17 protein-coding genes are annotated in these 18,925 nt (G+C 64.3%); 11 read left to right on the top strand and 6 right to left on the bottom strand.

Features of this window, described 5'->3' with window-relative positions; all coding sequences use genetic code 11:
- Positions 1–9: 9 nt before the first annotated feature.
- The 4 genes from AC1DQQ_RS02105 to AC1DQQ_RS02090 all read left to right on the top strand — a co-directional run bounded on the left by AC1DQQ_RS02105 (position 10) and on the right by AC1DQQ_RS02090 (position 5,681).
- On the top strand, positions 10–1,482 hold the full coding sequence (locus tag AC1DQQ_RS02105; RefSeq protein WP_478040239.1) for an O-antigen ligase family protein: 1,473 nt from the start codon (positions 10–12) through the stop codon (positions 1,480–1,482).
- Between the two features lie 67 nt (positions 1,483–1,549).
- Positions 1,550–2,176 (top strand): polysaccharide biosynthesis/export family protein, encoded by a 627-nt coding sequence (locus tag AC1DQQ_RS02100; protein WP_478027983.1) that lies wholly within the window; start codon positions 1,550–1,552, stop codon positions 2,174–2,176.
- A 9-nt stretch (positions 2,177–2,185) separates the two neighbouring features.
- On the top strand, positions 2,186–4,414 hold the full coding sequence (locus AC1DQQ_RS02095) for a GumC family protein (protein WP_478027981.1): 2,229 nt from the start codon (positions 2,186–2,188) through the stop codon (positions 4,412–4,414).
- Between the two features lie 19 nt (positions 4,415–4,433).
- Positions 4,434–5,681, top strand: coding sequence for a hypothetical protein (locus AC1DQQ_RS02090; protein ID WP_478027980.1), 1,248 nt, complete (start codon positions 4,434–4,436; stop codon positions 5,679–5,681).
- A gap of 33 nt (positions 5,682–5,714) precedes the next feature.
- Here AC1DQQ_RS02090 and AC1DQQ_RS02085 read toward each other — a convergent pair whose 3' ends face one another.
- Together AC1DQQ_RS02085 and AC1DQQ_RS02080 are read right to left on the bottom strand one after the other, a co-directional pair.
- The gene (locus tag AC1DQQ_RS02085) at positions 5,715–6,413 is read right to left on the bottom strand and encodes a class I SAM-dependent methyltransferase (RefSeq protein WP_478027978.1); all 699 of its coding nucleotides are present in this window, start codon (positions 6,411–6,413) and stop codon (positions 5,715–5,717) included.
- Positions 6,414–6,620: 207 nt separating this feature from the next.
- Positions 6,621–6,872 (bottom strand): hypothetical protein, encoded by a 252-nt coding sequence (locus AC1DQQ_RS02080; protein ID WP_478027976.1) that lies wholly within the window; start codon positions 6,870–6,872, stop codon positions 6,621–6,623.
- Positions 6,873–7,237: 365 nt separating this feature from the next.
- Here AC1DQQ_RS02080 and wecB point away from each other — a divergent pair, with 365 nt between their 5' ends.
- On the top strand, positions 7,238–8,371 hold the full coding sequence (gene wecB / locus AC1DQQ_RS02075) for a non-hydrolyzing UDP-N-acetylglucosamine 2-epimerase (protein ID WP_478027974.1): 1,134 nt from the start codon (positions 7,238–7,240) through the stop codon (positions 8,369–8,371).
- The gene (wecC, locus tag AC1DQQ_RS02070) at positions 8,358–9,611 is read left to right on the top strand and encodes a UDP-N-acetyl-D-mannosamine dehydrogenase (RefSeq protein ID WP_478044504.1); all 1,254 of its coding nucleotides are present in this window, start codon (positions 8,358–8,360) and stop codon (positions 9,609–9,611) included. Before wecB ends, wecC begins: the two co-directional genes overlap by 14 nt.
- Before the next feature lie 22 nt (positions 9,612–9,633).
- Here wecC and AC1DQQ_RS02065 read toward each other — a convergent pair whose 3' ends face one another.
- Positions 9,634–10,932 carry a sugar transferase gene (locus AC1DQQ_RS02065; RefSeq protein WP_478027972.1) on the bottom strand — a complete coding sequence of 433 codons (1,299 nt, stop codon included), beginning with the start codon at positions 10,930–10,932 and terminating at the stop codon, positions 9,634–9,636.
- A 92-nt stretch (positions 10,933–11,024) separates the two neighbouring features.
- On the bottom strand, positions 11,025–11,963 hold the full coding sequence (locus tag AC1DQQ_RS02060) for a M48 family metalloprotease (protein ID WP_478044134.1): 939 nt from the start codon (positions 11,961–11,963) through the stop codon (positions 11,025–11,027).
- A gap of 132 nt (positions 11,964–12,095) precedes the next feature.
- Here AC1DQQ_RS02060 and AC1DQQ_RS02055 point away from each other — a divergent pair, with 132 nt between their 5' ends.
- On the top strand, positions 12,096–13,343 hold the full coding sequence (locus AC1DQQ_RS02055; RefSeq protein WP_478027970.1) for a nucleotide sugar dehydrogenase: 1,248 nt from the start codon (positions 12,096–12,098) through the stop codon (positions 13,341–13,343).
- 10 nt (positions 13,344–13,353) lie between these two features.
- Positions 13,354–14,352 (top strand): NAD-dependent epimerase/dehydratase family protein, encoded by a 999-nt coding sequence (locus tag AC1DQQ_RS02050; protein WP_478027968.1) that lies wholly within the window; start codon positions 13,354–13,356, stop codon positions 14,350–14,352.
- 3 nt (positions 14,353–14,355) lie between these two features.
- On the opposite strand, the gene AC1DQQ_RS02045 is transcribed toward AC1DQQ_RS02050, so the two are convergent.
- Both AC1DQQ_RS02045 and AC1DQQ_RS02040 read right to left on the bottom strand, forming a co-directional pair.
- A complete protein-coding gene (locus tag AC1DQQ_RS02045; protein ID WP_478044133.1) occupies positions 14,356–15,183 on the bottom strand; it encodes an FkbM family methyltransferase in 828 nt (275 codons plus the stop codon).
- On the bottom strand, positions 15,156–15,812 hold the full coding sequence (locus tag AC1DQQ_RS02040) for an aspartyl/asparaginyl beta-hydroxylase domain-containing protein (protein ID WP_478044132.1): 657 nt from the start codon (positions 15,810–15,812) through the stop codon (positions 15,156–15,158). The genes AC1DQQ_RS02045 and AC1DQQ_RS02040 overlap by 28 nt, the downstream gene beginning before the upstream one ends.
- Before the next feature lie 54 nt (positions 15,813–15,866).
- On the opposite strand from AC1DQQ_RS02040, the gene AC1DQQ_RS02035 reads away from it, so the two are divergent.
- From AC1DQQ_RS02035 to AC1DQQ_RS02025, 3 genes are read left to right on the top strand one after another with little or no spacing between them, the layout of a single operon-like run.
- Positions 15,867–17,063, top strand: a complete 1,197-nt coding sequence (locus tag AC1DQQ_RS02035) for a sulfotransferase (RefSeq protein ID WP_478044131.1) — start codon at positions 15,867–15,869, stop codon at positions 17,061–17,063.
- A 50-nt stretch (positions 17,064–17,113) separates the two neighbouring features.
- A complete protein-coding gene (locus AC1DQQ_RS02030; protein ID WP_478040229.1) occupies positions 17,114–18,037 on the top strand; it encodes a hypothetical protein in 924 nt (307 codons plus the stop codon).
- A complete protein-coding gene (locus AC1DQQ_RS02025) occupies positions 18,034–18,924 on the top strand; it encodes a sulfotransferase domain-containing protein (RefSeq protein ID WP_478040227.1) in 891 nt (296 codons plus the stop codon). The genes AC1DQQ_RS02030 and AC1DQQ_RS02025 overlap by 4 nt, the downstream gene beginning before the upstream one ends.
- Position 18,925 lies beyond the last annotated feature (1 nt).

Below are 18,925 nucleotides of genomic sequence, written 5' to 3'. Positions count from 1 at the left end.
GGAGGAAGTTTGCCCAATCCGTTCAGCACCAACCGGCCGCAGACGCTCTACGCGGCACTCGCGCTGCTTGGCGTCGCTGTCCTGTTTGGCGGAGCGACGCGCTACGAAGTCGGGACGACGATCCTGCCCCGCCTCGCGGCACTGGCAGCGATCGTCTATCTGTTCTGGCCGCGCAACCGCTCGCCGCTTCGCGTCGAACGCGGCGCGTTGTTCTTCTGGGCGGCGCTGTTCGCATTGCCGCTGGTCCAGCTCATCCCGCTCCCTTGGTCGGTCTGGACCGCACTGCCCGGCCGCGGCCTTGCGCAGCAGGTCTATACCGCGCTGGGCGACAAACCGTGGCTACCGATCAGCCTGTCGCCCAGCCGGACGCTCGACTTCCTGCTCGCACTGGTCGTGCCGCTGGCCGCCTGGCTGCTCGGCAAGCATCTCGATTATGCGGGCCGTGTCGTGGTGTTGCGAGCGATGCTGCTGCTGGCGCTCGCCAGCGCGACCCTCGGGCTCATCCAGCTGACGATGGGGGCCGGCAGCCCGGCCTATTTCTATCATGTGACCAACGACGATTCGAGCGTCGGCTTCTTTTCCAACGCCAACCATCTGGCGCTGTTTCTGGCGGGCGCTATCGTCATCGCGCTTGCCTGGCTGGCCGACGCGATGACGGTAAGCGGTCGCATCCCGGCCCCGGCGGCGGTCGTCTGCGGACTGGCGATCGGCGTATTGCTGTTCGGCATCGCCGGAACCAGTTCGCGCGCGGGAGCGATCTTTTCCGTGGCCGGCCTGCTCGGCGGGCTGGCGATGCTCCCGCTCGAACGGATCGGCCTGAAGCGCAGCTACGTGCTGGGTGGCTCCGCCGTCGTGACGTTGGCGCTCGCCGGCGGCCTGGGCCTGGTGCTCAGCGGCCGCGTCTTGTCGGATCGTTTTCAGATCGACGACGGCACGCACGAACGGATCGGGCTTTTGCCGAAGTTTGCCCATGTCGCGCACGATTTCTTTCCATTCGGTTCCGGCCTGGGCAGCTTCGAGCCGGTGTACAAGAGCTATGAACGGGCCAGCGAGCTGAGCTTCGGCTATTGGAACCAGGCGCATCAGGATTACTTGCAGGTCGCGATCGAAGGCGGCCTGGTCGGCATGCTGTTGATCCTGGCGTTCCTCGTCTGGTTCGTGATCCGCGTCGTGCGCATCTGGTATCGTGGCGACGATTCCTCGCGCATGCGGCGGCAACAAGCGACGGCGGCGCTGTTCATGACGATGATTATGGCGCACGGCATGGGCGATTATCCGATGCGGACGGGAACGATCGCCTGCATATTCGGTTTTCTCGCCGCGTTCCTGACCGTCCCGGAGGAAGCCGGTGCGAGCCGCTCAAGATCGCGCAGCGATTTGGGCGAGGACGCTTTTGGGGTATATGGGCAAAATCAGGATGTGGTACCCGTCAGGGCAATCGACCGCGGACTCGCGGCGCAGGGAGGCGAACATTACTCGTAAGCTTATCGTAGCGTGCGCGCTCGCGGCTGGCCTGGGCGCATGCGCAGGCCCCAATTACAAGCCCGACGTGGCAACCGCGGCTACTCCCCAGACGACGCTGCCCGTCCCGTCGGTCGAGGATATGACGCGCGACCAGGCCGATTACCGCATCGGCCCGCTCGACAAGCTGACCGTCACGGTGTTCGGCGTGCCGGATTTGACGACGAACGGCCAGGTCGACGGCGCGGGCAATCTCGCCATGCCGCTGATCGGCCAGGTCAAGGCGATTGGCGAGACGCCCAATTCACTGTCGTCCAAGATCGCGGCCGCGCTCGACCAGCGCTACGTCCGCAATCCGCAGGTATCGGTCAGCGTGACCGAAGCGGTGAGCGCGATGGTCACGGTCGAAGGCAGTGTGATGAAGCCCGGCCAATATGCGGTCGTCGGCCGCACCACCCTGCTGCGCATGCTCGCAGCCGCTGGTGGCCCGTCCGACTATGCGCGGCTGAGCGAGGCGGTAGTATTCCGCACAATCAACGGGCAGAAGATGGTCGCCCGGTTCAATATCAAGGATATCCGTGGCGCACGCACGGTCGATCCAGAAATCTACGGCAACGACGTGATCGTGATCGGCAACAACGCTGGGCGTGCGCTGTTCAAGGACATCATCTCCGTCGCGCCGGTCCTCGGCATCTTCTATCAGATCACAAGATAAGGCTTTCCCTTGGCAACCAATACCCTTCCGCTCGATCTCGGCGGCCCCGCGGCGGACCGCGGCCCCGATTCGCGGCTGGCGCTCGAACATTTCCTGCAGCAGCAGGACGCGGAAAGCCCGCTGACCCAGTATCTTCAGATACTGATTCGGCAGCGCTGGATCGTCCTGGCGATCATCGCCGCGGGCGTGCTGGCGGCGGTGTTCGTCAACGCGACGACGGTAAAACTGTATCGCTCGACTGGGTCGATGGAGATTGCGCGCGAGGCGGCACGGGTAGTCAATACCGACGATGCCCAACCTCGCCAAGCGGCGGCTGCCCAGGAATTCTACCAGACGCAATATGGCCTGCTGCGCAGCCGCGCTCTGGCCGAACAGACGGTTGCGTCGCTGCGCCTCGCCGACAACCCGACCTTCCTCTACGGCTATACCGGCAAGAAAGCGCCGGCCGATGCACTTGGTGGCGATCGCAAACGTCGCGAATTGACTGCCGCTCGACTGCTGATGGGACATTTGACGGTCGAACCGGTCCGCGGCTCGAGCCTGGTCCAACTTAGCTTCGATAGTCCGGATCCGGCGTTGTCGGCCACGATCGTCAATTCGATCGCCAAGAACTTCATCGCATCCAATCTCAATCGCCGGTTCCAGGCGACCGCTTATGCGCGCCAGTTCCTGCAGCAGCAGATCGAAAACACCCGCCAGAAGCTCGAGGCGTCCGAACGCGCGCTGGTCGCTTATGCCGGCCAGCAGCGGATCATCAACTACGAGAACGGCACGTCGGGCAAGGATCAGGACGCATCGAACGGTGCGTCGGTCGAATCGACCGACCTGCGCGCGCTTAACGACGCGCTCAACGCCGCCAAGATCGATCGCGCTCAAGCCGAATCGCACTATCAGCAAGCCGCGCGCAGCCAGGGGTTGAACGCGCCCGAGAGCTTGCAAGACGGCACCGTCGCCGCACTGCGCAGCCAGCGCTCGCAGTTGCAGGCCGAATATCAGCGCCTGTCGGCGCAATTCCGCTCGGACTATCCGCAGATGGTCGCGCTTCGCCAGCAGATCAGCGAACTCGACAGGCAGCTCGGCAAGCAGGGTGCGGTGGTGCTCGATTCACTCCGCGCCGCTTATCAGGCGGCGGCCCAGCGCCAGGGCGAACTTCAAGGACAAGTCGACAAGCTCAAGACCAATGTGATCGACCTGCGCGGCCGTACCGTCCAGTACAACACGCTGCAGCGCGACGCCGACACCAACCGCGCGCTCTATGACGCGCTGCTCCAGCGCTACAAGGAGATCGGCATCGCCGGCGGCGTCGGGACCAACAACGTTTCGGTGGTCGACACCGCGCTCCCGTCGGGCAGCCCGGTAACGCCGCGCACCTCGATGAATCTCCTGCTCGGGCTGTTGCTCGGCACGCTGGTCGGTGGCGCGGTCGCGTTCATCCTCGAACAGCTCGACGAGTCGATCATCGCGCCGCACGATCTCGAACGGAAGCTGGGCGTGCCGCTGTTGGGCAGCGTACCACGCGTGCCCGATTCCGACGTCTCAATCGACCTGCTCGAGGATAGCAAGACGCCACTCGCCGAAGCCTATCTTTCACTCCAGACAGCGCTCCGGCTCACCACCAGCAAGGGTGCGCCGCGCGTCCTGTTCGTGACGAGTTCGCGGCCGTCCGAAGGCAAGTCGACCACGGCGATGGCGGTGGCGCGCAACTTCGCGTCGCTCGGCAAGAAGACGATCCTGATCGACGCCGATTTGCGCAACCCGTCGGTGCACAAGATGATGGGCTTCGCCAATACGGGCGGGCTCACCAACATCCTTGCCGGTGCGACCGACATCGACACTTATATCCGCAAGGGCCCAGTCGATCGCCTGTGGATCATGAGCTCGGGGCCGATCCCGCCCAACCCGGCCGAATTGCTGGCGGGCTCCAACCTGTCGCAGACCTTCGATCGACTGCTCAAAGAAGGCTATGACCATATCGTCGTCGACGGCCCGCCGGTGCTCGGCCTCGCCGACGCGCCGCTGATCGCGAGCTATGCCGAAGCGACAATGTTCGTGATCGCCGCGCGCAACACCCATACTCGGACCGCACGCGTGTCGCTGCGCCGCCTTGCCGACGTCCATGCCAATATCCTCGGCGCGGTGCTGACCAAGTTCGACGCCAAGAAGATCGGCTACGATTACGGCTATAATTACGATTATGGCGACAAGCGGATCGGCTTCATGAAACGCGTGACGGGCTGAGCCCCGAGGCGGGCGCGTAATGGCAATGATCGCCCTGCGCCGTGGCACGGTGACCGTTCGGGTCGTCGTGCTGACGCTCGCGCTCGTCGCCGGCGTCTTCACGCTGCGGTCGGGGCTGGCGTTCCTGCTCGCCACGCCGACTACCGCCCGACTCGCGCTCCGCATCGATCCGACCAATACCAACGCGCTCAGCACGGATGCCAATGAACGGCTGAAGACGGTCGAACTCGGTGCGCCGGCAGCAAAGCTCGCCGCCGACAGCAAGAGGCTCCTCGAACATTCGCCCTATGAGGTCGTGGCACTCCGCAACATCGGCATCATCGCCGCGTCGAACGACGATGAGAAAGGCGCGGCCAAGCTGCTCGACATCGCCGCGCGGCTGTCGTTGCGCGATTACCTGACTCATGCCTGGCTGCTTGACTATCGGTTCCGCACGAACCAGGTCGCGCCGGCCGTGACCGAAGCGGACATCCTACTCCGCCAGGACGACCAGAACTGGCCGGTCATCCTTCCCGCGCTGATCGCGCTGACCCGCGACCCCAGGATCATCGATCCGCTGGCAAGGGTGCTCGCCACGCGGCCCTATTGGAGGAGTACGTTCCTCACCCGGCTCGGCAGCGACAATCCCTATCCCGATGCGACCTTGGCGCTGTTGACCCGACTGAAGGCGATCGGCTCGCCGGCCGCCAAGGAAGAGCTCGATCCCTATTTCATCAAGATGGCCGATCGCCTGTCGCCGACCCAGCTGTTCGCGCAATGGGTCGCTTTGCTGCCACCCAGCGCGCAATCGGCGGGTAAGGGCTTGCTGCGCGAAGGGGACTTTACCGGGCTCGATGCGTCGCCGCCGTTCGGATGGCGGCTTTACCCCGCCGACGGCGTCTACGCGGAGCGGAGCACCGGCCCGGCGGGTATGGGCAGCGCGCTGTATGTCTCCTATTCGGGCGAGCGCGAGACGGTCTTCGCCAACCAGGAACTGGTGCTCCCGGCCGGTCGCTATCGATTCGTGGGGCGTGCCTATGCCGAGGACGCGATCGACGCGGGGGTCTTTCGCTGGTCGATCGTCTGCATGACCAAGGGCGCAACAGGGGTGCTCGCTACCGCGCCGGTCAATCCAGTGCCCGGCCAACTCGGCCGTTATGCGGTCGAATTCGATGTGCCGTCGAAATGCGACCAGCAACAGCTGGCGTTGACGGGGACCGCACGCGACACGACGTTCGACACGCTCGCGCTTTATATCGACGGGCTCGACATCACGCGGCTGCGCTGAATATCCGTTCGTCCCGAGGTTTAACCCGGTCGATCAATCGCGCGCTGCGACCATCGCGAACATGGTCTTGCGATAGCGTGGACCGCCGGCCAGACGGTTGACGAAACGCGGCAATGGCGGATCGGCGTAATAGACCGTCTCCAGCACATTAAGGCCGAGGCCTCGCAGGATCTCGCGGACCTCGGTCGAGGCCGGAACATGGCGGACATGCCGATAGTAACGCGGCCGCCCGGTCAGTCGCCAGGCAAGCGCTTCGAATCGGCGATAGTGCGACCGTCCGTTGGGCAGCGACAAGATCAGTCGACCGCCCGGGCGGAGCAAGGCCGCCAGTCGAGCTATCTCGGTCGCGAGGTCGGGGAGATATTCGAGCACGCTGGAACACAATGCCAAATCATATCGCCCCGCGCGATCGGACAATGTTTCGAACAACGCCACCTGGAACGACACATTCGTGATCCCCCGCTCGTCGGCACCAGCGCGCGCCAAGTCGATCATCCGTTCCGCGCCATCGATGCCGTCGACATAAGCGGCGATCCTAGCCGCCTCGAACGACAAGGTGCCGGCCCCGCACCCCGCATCGACCACTTGGTCGCCTGGCCGGGCATAACGTTCAATGAGCGTGCCCCAGGCGCGCAGGCGATCGCGAAAGCCGCGCGACCGGACATACCCGTCGCGAAATGCAGGCGCGATCGAATCGTGCCAGCTGATGGCGGTTTCGGATCCGTCGGCCACTGTCGCTTCCTTGGCAATCGCCCGGGTCCTTCGGGCACGTGTCGGTATGGGCCTAGCGTGGCAGGACCCTGGATGCACCACGCGATGGTCGGCTCAGCGCACTAAAAAACCCGGCTCGGCGCACCGCCGTCCGGGAAGTTCAGCACAAATAAGAAGGGCGCGAAGTCCGAAAAACTCCGCGCCCCGCAATATCCGGTTAGAAACCGATCACGGGCTCTTCGGCTTCGAGCTACCCGAGGTGGCGGCAACGATGCCGCCGATGATGGCAATCACCGCGAGGACCGCAACGATGGTGCCGCTGCCATTGAGGTGATTGGCATCCTTGGCATCGGCGCCAGCGCGCACGGTGCTGACCTTGGCCATGACCGTACCCTTGGCGGGCGCAGCCTGAGCCAGCGCCGGGGTCGCCGCGAGCGCCACCGACGCGAGCGCCGCAACAGCGGACTTAAACAGCACCATTAGCAAACTCCCTTGGTTATCTGTTCCAATTTCTCAACGCGCTTGCCACACAAACGCGCCAACTGTCAACCATAGTGCCGATCGTTCCGGGATCGTTCCCAGCCCCAATTCGGCCTCACCGCCAACACTCCGCAAACGTCGATAGGCGGGATTCGTTGCGTTGCGAAAGCCTTTTTATCCGACTGTGGCTTCTATGCACCGCCTTCACCCCGAACGGTTAAATTTTGATGACGATAGGCCAGGATTTTTTGGCGCAATCGGGACGGATCGCCGCTTCCTCTTGATGATCCGTATCACTGTGGCGCCATAGGCACACCAAACGAATGGGGCTTGTCTGGCGTCACCCAATCCGGGAAAGGGCGTTCATGCCTTCTGCCGCTCGTCCCCGTATCCTCGTGGTCTTCGGGACGCGCCCCGAAGCGATCAAGCTCTTTCCCTTGGTCCATGCGCTTCGCCGCACCGATGCCGAGGTGCGCGTGTGCGTCACCGGACAGCACCGCGAGATGCTCGACCAGGTCCTTGAGATAGCGCGCATTACGCCCGAACACGATCTCGACCTGATGCTGCCCAACCAGTCGCTCGACACGCTCAGCGCGCGACTGCTGACCGAGCTGGGCAAGGTCATGGACGCCGACCGGCCCGACCGCGTCATCGTCCAGGGCGACACCGCGACAGCAATGATCGGCGCGCTGACCGCTTATTATCGCAAGATCCCGGTCGGCCATGTCGAGGCCGGCTTGCGCAGCGGCAACATCTATCACCCCTGGCCCGAAGAGGTGAATCGCAAGGTCGTAGGCGCGATCGCCGACCTGCATTTTGCGCCCACCGAAACCTCACGCGACGCCTTGCTCGCCGAAAATGTTCCGGCCGAGCGGATCCATGTCACCGGCAACACCGTGATCGACGCATTGATCGAGACGCGCGCGCGAGTCGATTCGGATCCCGCGCTTGCTTCGACGATCGCGCCGATCGCCGCGCGCTTTGCCGGCAAACGCATAGTTGCCGTAACGACACACCGACGGGAAAATTTCGGCGATGGGCTGAAATCGGTGGCCCAGGCGGTCCGCCGAATCGCCGATCGCCCGGACGTCGCGGTGATCTTCCCGGTCCATCCCAATCCTAATGTCCGCGCACCGATGGCCGAGGTGCTTGGAGGCATCGACAACGTGGCGATGATCGACCCGCTCGATTATCCCAATTTCGTCCGCCTGCTGTCGCTGTGCCATTTCGTGATGACCGACAGCGGGGGCGTACAGGAAGAAGCGCCGGCGCTCGCGAAGCCGGTGCTGGTGATGCGCGAGACGACTGAGCGGCCGGAAGGTGTCGCCGCCGGCACCGCCAAATTGGTCGGCAATGATGAGGAAGTCATCGTTACCGAAGCTTCACGCCTTTTGGACGATAAGGCCGCCTATGAAGCAATGGCCCGCGCCCACAACCCGTTCGGGGATGGCAAAAGCAGCGAGCGGATCGCCCGCATCATCCTCGATTCGGCCGCCTGACGTGGCGACAGTCTGCGTCGTCGGTCTCGGCTATATCGGCCTGCCCACTGCCGCGGTGATCGCGCGCAGCGGCGCGTCGGTGCTCGGCATCGATATCAGCCCGCATGTCGTCGAGACGATCAATGCCGGCCGCATCCATATCGAGGAAGCCAATCTCGAATCTTTGGTGCACGAGATGGTTGCCAGCGGCTCGCTGCGCGCGGCGCTCGCGCCAGAACCCAGCGACGTGTTCGTGATCGCGGTGCCGACGCCGTTCACCGACAATCATGCGCCCGACATCAAATATGTCCTCGCGGCGACCCGCTCGATCGCCCCGGCAGTGCGCAAGGGCAGCCTGGTGATCGTCGAATCGACGTGCCCGGTCGGCACCACCGAGGCGGTGCGCGACGTGCTCAAGGAAGCGCGCCCCGACCTCAGCTTCCCCGACGGTAGCGATGCAGCGACCGACGTCTGCGTCGCTTATTGCCCTGAACGCGTGCTGCCCGGAAAGATCCTCGAGGAACTGGTCAGCAACGACCGGTCGATCGGCGGCCTCAGCGCCATTTGTGCCGAACGCGCGGTGGACTTCTACAAGGGCTTCGTCGCCGGCGAGTGTATCGCGACCACCGCGCGCGCCGCGGAAATGTGCAAATTGGTCGAAAACTCGTTCCGCGACGTCAACATCGCGTTCGCCAACGAATTGTCGATCGTCTGCGACACGCTCGACCTCGACGTCTGGGAAGTCATCCGGCTGGCCAATCGCCATCCCCGCGTCAACATCCTCCAGCCCGGCCCCGGTGTCGGCGGGCATTGCATCGCGGTCGATCCCTGGTTCATCGTCGATAGCGACCCTGAGAATGCTCGGCTGATCCGCACCGCGCGCGAGGTCAATGACGGCAAGGCGCATTACGTCTTCGCGCGCACGGCGGCACTCGCGGACGCGCACCCGGACGCCGCGATCGCGTGTCTAGGCCTGTCGTTCAAAGCCAATATCGACGATCTGCGCGAAAGCCCCGCGCTCGAAATCGCGATCGAACTGGCAAAGAAATATGGCGACCGCGTCCGCGTCGTCGAGCCGCATGTCGACGCACTGCCGCCGGCGTTCGACGGCACCGGTGCGACCAAGGTGACGCTCGACCAGGCACTCGACGACTGCGAGGTGCTCGTCGTGCTGGTCGATCATCATGAATTCCGTGGGGTCGCCGCCAGCCGGCGGGCAGGCAAGGCGATCTACGACACGCGCGGGCTCTGGCCGGCCTAGGGTCTGTACTCGCTAGCGGCGGCTATTTCGCCCCGAACCCGCTGACCACGGTCCCGACCGTCTTCAACAGGATCAGCAGGTCGAGCCAGCCCGAAAAATGCTTGATGTAGAAGAAGTCGTAATTGAGCTTGTAATGGACCGAGGCAAGGTCGGCGACATGCCCCTGGTTGACCTGCGCCCAGCCGCTGATCCCCGGCCGCACGATGTGGCGATATGAATAGAACGGGATTTCCTGCTCGTACCAGGTCGATAGCGCTACGGCTTCGGGGCGCGGGCCGATCCAGCTCATCTCGCCCTTGATGATGTTCCACATCTGCGGCAGCTCGTCGATCCGCGTCCGGCGCAGGAAGCGACCCAGGCGGGTCACGCGCTGATCGTCATCGGTGGTGATGAAGCCGTCGCGCGCCGCTTCCTCGGGCGTGCATTCACGCATCGTGCGGAACTTCCACACCATGAACGGCCGGCCACGATAGCCCATTCGTTCCTGTTTGAAGAGCACCGGCCCCTTCGAGTCGATCTTCACCAGCAACGCGATCAACAGCATCGGCACGATCAGGACCGGGAGGGCGACGAGCGTCAGCAACAGATCGAAACCCCGCTTCATCTTGCGATAGGCGAGATTGGGGAGCAGCGACCCGAAGCTGTTTTCCGACAGATGCTCGATCGATACGCGCCCGGTCAGTGATTCGCGGATCTGCTTGACGTGATAGACAGGATGGCCGTTGACCGCGGCCTCGGCGAGCATGCGTTCCCAATCGTCGTCATGGTCGTACCGCAGATCGGCGACGATCACCGTCTCGCGCCCCGGCGGCATGACCGGCTCGGTCAGCGGAATCCATTCGACATTGGGCAATTCGGTCAGCGCCGAGGTCTTGCCGAACGGGACGATGTAAAAGGGTTTGGTCGTGGCGCGCAGCAGATAGAAATGGATCGTGTAGGAGGTTACCGCCGCCAGCGCGGCGGAAGTACCTAGGTAGGCGCGGCTATAGTCGAGTCGGAGAAAGAAGAAGGCCGCGAACACCAGCCCATACGACGTCGCATAAGTCGGAATGATATAGCTGAACACGCGTGACCCGGGGAACGCGGTCACCCGACGCAACAGGAACAGCCCGAGGATGGCGCCGATCGCCGCGCCGAGAATGACATTGTCGACTCCCCCCACCAGCGTTGCCGCATTGGGATTGTCGAGCAGGATCGGACGGCTGATCAGCATGCTGGGCACGAGCACGGCGAGCACCAGCACCGCGAAAGCTTCGACGCGGAAGGACTCGAAGATGCTCGATCGCGGGCGCGTCGCTGCCTTGGCCCGGCTCATCAGCATGTGACCAAATTCCCCTTAAAGTCGCTGCGGCACGGTTGTTACAGCGCGTTACACCCAGACAGCGGCCCGAGTCTATTGATCTGGCGCAACATTCATCGCGACTTCAAATCGTCCGGTGGAACGATCGTATCGCCTCGGGACACCAGGCCGGTGATCCGCGCGCGTTCGATTTCGACTGCGCGCACGCGGTCCGACCATGAAGGGTGCGTCACACTCGGAAACAAGCCGCCCAGCCGCTGCGCCTGAAATCGTCGCCACAGCACGACAGCCGCACCGGGATCGAACCCCGCCCGCGCCATTAGATAGGGCATCAGCCGGTCGGCCTGAAGCTCTTGCAAACGCTGGACTTTCGCCTTGGCCTTGCGATGTCCGAGGGCGTTGTGTGCGAGTTCATGCGCGAGGATGGCAGCCAGTTCGTCGGGTGTCTTTGCGAACCCCGCCATCCGCGTCGACAATTGCACCCATGTGCCGTTCGCCACGGCATCGGCATAGTCGCCCGGCACCAATTGAAACCGTGCCTTGCAGGCCGCGACGCCGATCGGGTCGACCGTCATCCGCTGCCCATTGCGCACGATCGTCAGCCGCGCTTTGCCGTCGGCCAGCGCCGTATCGAGCGCGGTCATCGCCGCCTCGACGCCAGCGAATCGCCCGTCGGCCGAGCTAGGCGGTGCCGCCGCGAACGGCACGCCGTCGGCATCGACGAGCACGTCTCCCGGCTTGAGCCCAGCGCGCTCGGCGGGTGATCCCGCCACGACCAGCGCGACGGTCGGGCCATCGCTCAGCCCCAGCACCTGTCGTGCGGCGGGCCGGAACGTCGCGCCATACTGACCCAACGTCTCGATCAGCATGCCGCTCTCGACCATGTGCTCGACGCACAGATCGACATTGGCGGTCGCCAACCGATAGCCGATCGTCGCCACCGCTACGTCCTGCTGCAGTAAGGCACGGACGACAAGGGTCGCCTGGTCGTCGGCGGACGGCCCGGCGGCGATCAGGGCAAAAGCAAGCAATGGCCTTAACGACTTGATCATCCTCGGGTCGCTAGCCGAGACGCGGGAGTCAAGCCAGCTTGGCCGTTGTCGGCTTCGCCGCTAAGGGCCGGTGGTCCGGGGGAGGCGGGTGCCGGGCGCGCCCATCCGATCCGGCGTTACGAAGGAGCGCGTGTGAAGCTTGTCGTCGTCGGCCTGGGGTATGTCGGCCTGCCTTTGGCCATCGCGCTCGCCCGCCATTTCGAAGTCTGGGGCGTCGACATCGACGCCGGCCGCATCGCCGAGCTGACTCAAGGCCATGACCGGACCGGCGAAATCGACCAGGCCACGCTCGGCGCCTCAACCCTCAATTACACGTCCGACCCATCGGCCTGCCCCGCGGCGAGCGCCTATATCGTCACCGTCCCCACCCCGATCGACGCCAACAAACGTCCCGATCTCGGCGCGGTGATGGGCGCGACGCGGATGGTCGCCAGGATGATCGACGCCGCCGAACGCCCGACGATCATTTACGAGAGCACTGTTTATCCCGGTGTCACCGAACAGATTTGCGGACCGGAGATTGAAAAGGTCTCCGGCCTCGCGCGCGGCCGCGACTTCACGCTCGGTTATTCGCCCGAGCGGATCAATCCCGGCGACCGCGAACATACCGTCGACCGTATCGTCAAGGTCATCGCCGGCGAGGACGAGGCGACTACCGACCGGCTTGAGGCGATCTACGGCAAGGTCACCTCGGCCGGCGTGTTCCGCGCCGCGTCGATCAAGGCCGCCGAGGCCGCCAAGGCGATCGAGAACGCGCAGCGCGACATCAACATCGCCTTCATGAACGAGATCGCGCGAATCTTCGGCGCGATCGATCTGTCGGTATGGGACGTGCTGGCCGCGGCACAAACCAAGTGGAATTTCCTGCCCTTTCAGCCCGGGCTGGTCGGCGGTCACTGTATCGGCGTCGACCCCTATTATCTCAGCCACCTGGCGGAAGAGGTCGGCCACGATCCGCGCGTCATCCTGGCGGGGCGCGGCACCAATGACGGCATGTCGAGCTGGATCGCCGGGCAAATTCACGCTCGCGCCGGCAAGACGGGTTCGGCCTTGGTGCTTGGCCTGACCTTCAAGGAAAATGTCCCCGATCTGCGCAACTCCAAGGTCGCCGAACTGGTGACTGCGCTCGATGCGCACGGTCATGACGTCACCGTCCACGACCCGATGGCCGACCCCGCCGAGGCGACGCACGAATATGGCATCACGCTCGACGGCGACGCGCTGAGTCGCAGCTATGACCTCGTCGTGCTCGCGGTGCCGCACCAGGCCTATCTCGACATGGACGGCGGATTGGCTCGACTGGTCGCCCCAGGCGGTCTGTTCGCCGATATCAAGAATGGCGTTCCCGAAATGACCGGCACAGCGCGCTGGACGCTTTAGGAGTAATTTGATGCGCGTACTCGTGACCGGCGCGGCCGGATTCATCGGCAGTTGGGTGATCCGGCGATTGCTCGACCGCGGCGACATCGTGATCGGCATCGACAACCTCAACGATTATTATTCGGTCGACCTCAAGCGTGACCGCATCGCGCTGATCCACGGGCTCAATACCAACCGATTCGAGTTCATCCAGGTGGACTTCGCCGATCACGAAGCGCTCGAGGCGTCGCTGGCGAGCAAGGAGTTCGACCGCATCGTCCACCTGGGCGCACAAGCGGGCGTCCGTTATTCAATCGACAACCCCCGCGCCTATGTCCAGTCGAACCTGGTCGGGCATCTCAACGTGATGGAGATCGCGCGGCATCGAAAGCTCCAGCACCTCGTCTACGCCTCGTCCTCGTCAGTCTATGGCGGCAACGACCAACTCCCCTTCCGGGTCGAGGACCGCGTCGACCATCCGCTGTCGCTCTATGCCGCGACCAAGAAGGCCGACGAGCTGATGAGCGAGACCTATGCCAGCCTCTACCGGTTGCCGCAGACCGGCCTGCGCTTCTTCACCGTCTATGGCCCCTGGGGCCGCCCCGACATGGCGATGTGGATCTTCACCAAGGCGATCCTCGAAGGCCGCCCGATTCCGGTGTTCAACAATGGCGATATGCGCCGCGACTTCACCTATATCGACGACATCGTCACCGGCGTGGTGTCGTGCCTCGATTCGGCGCCCAAGGACGATGGCGAGGAAAAGGCCGGTGGCAGCCGCACCCCGCACGCCATCTACAATATCGGCAACCATCGCTCCGAAGAGCTCGGCAAGATGATCGACCTGATCGAGAATGCCTGCGGGGTGAAGGCGATCCGCGACTATCAGCCGATGCAGCCCGGCGACGTCCCCGCCACCTATGCCGATATCAGCGCGATCGAACGCGATTTGGGGTTCAGCCCGGCGACGCCGATCGAGGTTGGCGTACCCAATTTCGTGTCATGGTACCGCGAATATCACGGGGTCTGACGATCAGCCCTCGCGGCGGATGGCGAACAGCGCGCGGCAGCGGGGGGCGAACGCGTTAAGGCGCGATGGTGCCATCAGGTCGAATCCATATCCGGAGAGGAAATCGAGCACCGCCTCTTTGTCGTCGAACTCGTCGAGATAGACGGCCGCGACTCGCCCCGCCACGAACAGTCCGCGGGCGCCTTCGAGCACCTCCAACTCCATTTGTTCGACGTCGATCTTGATCACCAGCTTGCCCGGCAGATCGAAACTGTCCAGCCGCCGCGCCGCGACGGCGAAGCCGCGCCCGGCGATATGCGCGCGGCCCGCACGGTCGCGGCGCGTCGCGATCCCCGACACCGCGCCGGTCGCGAAGTCGAGCTCGCCCGTTTCCGCCGCCAGCGCGACGTTGACCGCGTCGAACCCGAAGCGTTCGGCATTGACCGCGAGCCGCGCGAACGTTGCAGGGTCGGCCTCGAAGGCGACCACGCGAAAATCGCGGAACAGTCGCTGCGCATCGGCAATGACCGCGGAGAAAATGCCGATGTTGGCGCCGACATCGACAAAGGTGACGCCGTCGCCCAGCATCATGCTGACCCGCTGCATCACCAATGTCTCGTCGCGCAACAGGCTGTTGGCATGCGCCAATCGCGCGGCGCGGTAATAGCCATTCTCGCGCAACGCGTTGATCCTGAGCTTGCGCTTGAACAGCACGACGTCCAGGTCGCGCGCGCCGTGGCGCAGCCACGTCAGCCATTCGCGCAGCCGCGGCCGCTCGTTGATCTGTGTCTGGATCAGCCGCAGCCGGTCGAAGCGGTGCCGCGTCACGCCGCGATCTGCTCGATCAGCCAATCGTTCGCTGCGCAATCGATCACCAGATGGACGCGGTCGGTCTCGCCGTCATTGGCCACCGCGTGCGGATCGGACAAACGCAGATACCAGGCCTCGCCGGGCGCCATCGCAACGGGCACGCGGTTGAGCAGGAATGTGACGCCGGCATTGGTCGTGATCGGGATATGCAACCGTGCCTGGCCCCAATCGGCGGCAAGGTCGTGGTCCGCATGCTCCTTGATCCTCGATCCCGGTGTGAGGCGCATCAGCCGGACCGCTTTCAGCGGGCAGGGAATCGTTGCCAGTACGTCACGGAAATAGGGCGTCCGGTCCAGGATGGCGGCATCGACGAAGTCGGTCACCTCGGGCGGGGTATAAGCCTGCATGATGGGATGCGTTGCCCCTGCCTGATGCCTGAGCGGCAGGACGTCCCATTGGCCCTCGTAATTCTGCCGGACGAAATGGTCGGTCCAGGTCATCGCCTCGACCGCCGCCAGATCGGCCTGCAACCGCGCCGGATCGAACGCCAGTGCCAACCGGGCGCGGTCGGGCAGCGTCAAGGCCGGTTGTTGCGTCCATTCGGTCAGGATAAGGCTCCCCTCGGCCGCGTGTTCCTGCGCGGCCGGTATCGATCCTATTCCTCCTCCCATCCGATTGCCAAGCGCCCGATGTCCGATCCCGACGCCCTAGCCCGCCTCCGAGCGATGATTCTGGCCGACGAAGCGCTCGCCGACCGACTGGCATTGATACTCGGCGCCGATGCCTTTGCGGTGGCGGCTGCCAGCGTCGCGGCAGGCGCAGGCATCACGATCACGCCCGAGGCGATCCTTGCCGGCAGCAAGCGCGATCCGTTGGGGATCGAGCGCTTTACCGGGCAGCAAATAACGACGGCTGATTGGCCCGGCCGCAACTGGTTACCTTCTGCATTGGTCCCCGCGGCCGGCCAGTTGGCAATTGACTGGATCCATTTCGGGGACGCCCCGCTCCACGAGTCGTTCTTCGAGGACTCGCTCCGCCGCGCCAAGCGCCGGCCGATCAACGCGCTGCTCAAGGTCTGCACCCCCCTTGGCATTCTCGGCAAACTGGCTCCGGCGGACACCGCGACGGCACCCGATGGCCTGATCTTCCACATGTCGCGTTGCGGCTCCACCCTGGTGTCGCAGATGCTCGCGGCGATGGCGGACGGCATCGTAGTGTCGGAGGCCCCGCCGCTCGATGCGATCGTGCAAATGACGCACAGCCATCCCGAGGCTCCGCTCGAACAACGCGTCGCGCTGTTGCGCGGCATGGCCGCCGCGCTCGGCCGCGATCGCTTCGGCAATCGCCGTCACTACGTCATCAAGACCGACAGCTGGCACAGCCTGGCGCTGCCGCTGTTCCGCGCCGCCTTTCCCGACACGCCGTGGGTCTTCCTGTTCCGCGATCCCACCGAGGTGATGGTATCGCAAATGCGCATCCGCGGATCGCAGACGGTGCCTGGCACAGAGCTCGATCCGGTTTTCGCGATTCCCGATCCGCTCAGCCACTCGAGAGAGGAGTATATCGCCCGCGTGCTCAATCGGGTGACCCAGGCGGCGGTCGACCACGCCGAAATCGGTGGGGGACTGTTCGTCGATTATGCCGACCTGCCCCATGCCGTCGAACGGCGAATCCTGCCCCATTTCGGGATCGCGCCCGATGCCGATACTCTCGCCGCCATACGCGCGGCAGCGACGTGGGATGCCAAGACGCCGAGTTTCGCTTTCGAGCCCGATGCCGATGACAAACGCCGCAGCGCCGGTGACGCAGTTCGCGCTGCGGTCACGACCCATCTCGGCGGCGTGCATCGGGAACTGACGGCATTGGCGGCCCGCCGCTCGGTCTCGCTTTCAGCAAAGCTGAGGACGACTTTAACGCCTTGAACCGCTTCCCCGTCCTTCGTATGCCCGGTCCGCAATCGCGGGGGGATGCGATGTATTCGTATCGCGTATCGGGGCTTGAAGTCGCCAGTGAAGTGGACCTTCCCGGTCTGATTCCGGGCGACCCGGACGGCACCCCTGACGTGACGATTCGCCGCGCAGCCGTACCCAAGTCACTCGATGGCGCGAGCGCGATCGGTCCGACCTGGCAGCGTGCCGACGAGCAGTTCCTGATGCATATCCCGCATGTCGCGCGTTTTCTACTCGAAGGGGGGCATTCGATCGCCTTCGAAGTGGAGGGTGACGCCGAACTGCAAGACGTCGCGGTATTCCTTTCGGGCAGCGTGTTCGGCGTACTCCTCCACCAGCGCAATCATATCGTGCTCCATGCCAGTGCGGTGCTGGTCGGCGGCAAGGCAGTGCTGTTTTGCGGACAGTCCGGCGCGGGCAAGTCGACCTTGGCTGCGGCGCTCGGCGAACAGGGCTATTCACTCGTCGCCGACGACCAATGCGCGATCGAGATCGGCAATGACGGCATTCCCCGAATCCAGGCCGATGGCCGTCAACTTCGGCTTTGGGAAAAGAGCATCAACGAGCTTGGCCTCGGCGATCGGCGCGGCGATCCGATGCGCAATCGACTGCGCAAATTCTATGTCGAACCCGTGACCGCCAGCGATGCCGCGGTGCCGATCGGCGCGGTCTATGCGCTGCTGGAGATACGCGGGCAGCAAGAGCCGGATATCGAACGGCCCAACATCGTCGATGCGACCAGGTTGCTCGTCGCCAACGCCTATCGGCCGTTGCTCGTCCATCGGCTGGATCAGCGGGAAATCTATTTCCGTGCCGCCGCCGCCCTCGCCGCGACCTCGGGCATTTTCCGGCTGAAGCGGCAATTCGGGTTCGATGAGATGCCGGCGACGATCGCGATGCTGCGGACGCACTGGGCCGATATCGGACTGGGGGATGCGGCACCGTGATCCCGACGATCTGGCTGGCTTCCTATCCGAAGTCGGGCAACACCTGGTTCCGCATTCTGGTCGCGAATTTGTGGTCGAAACGCGACACGCCGGTCGACATCAACGTGATCGACAGCACCGATTCGATCGCCAGCGGGCGCAACCCATTCGACCAGCAGACGCTGATCGATTCGGCGCTGCTGACCAGCGAGGAGATCGACCGGCTGCGCCCCACCGCTTATGCCTATGCCGCCGCGGGCGAAACGCTGGCGGATCCCGATAGTCCGTGTTTCCCGGTCCGCTTCGTCAAGACGCATGACGCCTATACGCTGACCGATCGGGGCGAGCCGATCATGGCCGGTGCGCGCGGCGCGGCCGGCACGATCCTGTTCGTCCGTGATCCGCGCGACGTCGCGACGTCGTTCGCCAATCACATGCATTGTTCGGTGGACGTCGCTATCGACCGCATGGGCGACCGCGATTTCTGCTTCGCCTCGGCCACCGACCGGCTCGACCGCCAGTTCCGCCAGCGCCTGCTCGGCTGGAGCGGGTTCGCCGAAAGCTGGCTCGACCAGCACGACATCCCGGTCCACCTGGTCCGGTACGAAGACATGCTCGCCGATACCGCGGCGACCGCGCTCGCCGCATTGCGTTTCGCCGGTGTCGAACCCGATCCGGTACGACTCGAGCGCGCGATCGCGTTTGCCTCGATCGACGAATTGCAGCGCCAAGAGGCCGAAAGCGGCTTTCGCGAGGCTCCGCGCAAGGCGCAGAGTTTCTTCCGCCGCGGCATCGCCGGCGGGTGGCGCGACGACCTGACGCACGATCAAATCGCCCGAATCGAACGCGATCATGGCATCATGATGAACCGACTGGGTTATAGCCGGTCGACCGCGGAGAAAGAGTGAC

Source organism: Sphingomonas sp. P4_G3, assembly GCF_056401105.1.
Note: the sequence above shows the minus strand (reverse complement) of the source record. Positions and strands in the feature narration are given on the sequence as shown.

Excerpts from the sequence above, each read along its gene's own strand:
- AC1DQQ_RS02090 (WP_478027980.1), top strand. The coding sequence starts at position 4,434 with ATGGCAATGATCGCCCTGCGCCGTGGCACGGTGACCGTTCGGGTCGTC.
- AC1DQQ_RS02080 (WP_478027976.1), bottom strand. The coding sequence starts at position 6,872 with ATGGTGCTGTTTAAGTCCGCTGTTGCGGCGCTCGCGTCGGTGGCGCTC.
- wecB (WP_478027974.1), top strand. The coding sequence starts at position 7,238 with ATGCCTTCTGCCGCTCGTCCCCGTATCCTCGTGGTCTTCGGGACGCGC.
- AC1DQQ_RS02065 (WP_478027972.1), bottom strand. The coding sequence starts at position 10,932 with ATGCTGATGAGCCGGGCCAAGGCAGCGACGCGCCCGCGATCGAGCATC.
- AC1DQQ_RS02060 (WP_478044134.1), bottom strand. The coding sequence starts at position 11,963 with ATGATCAAGTCGTTAAGGCCATTGCTTGCTTTTGCCCTGATCGCCGCC.
- AC1DQQ_RS02050 (WP_478027968.1), top strand. The coding sequence starts at position 13,354 with ATGCGCGTACTCGTGACCGGCGCGGCCGGATTCATCGGCAGTTGGGTG.
- AC1DQQ_RS02040 (WP_478044132.1), bottom strand. The coding sequence starts at position 15,812 with ATGGGAGGAGGAATAGGATCGATACCGGCCGCGCAGGAACACGCGGCC.
- AC1DQQ_RS02035 (WP_478044131.1), top strand. The coding sequence starts at position 15,867 with ATGATTCTGGCCGACGAAGCGCTCGCCGACCGACTGGCATTGATACTC.
- AC1DQQ_RS02030 (WP_478040229.1), top strand. The coding sequence starts at position 17,114 with ATGTATTCGTATCGCGTATCGGGGCTTGAAGTCGCCAGTGAAGTGGAC.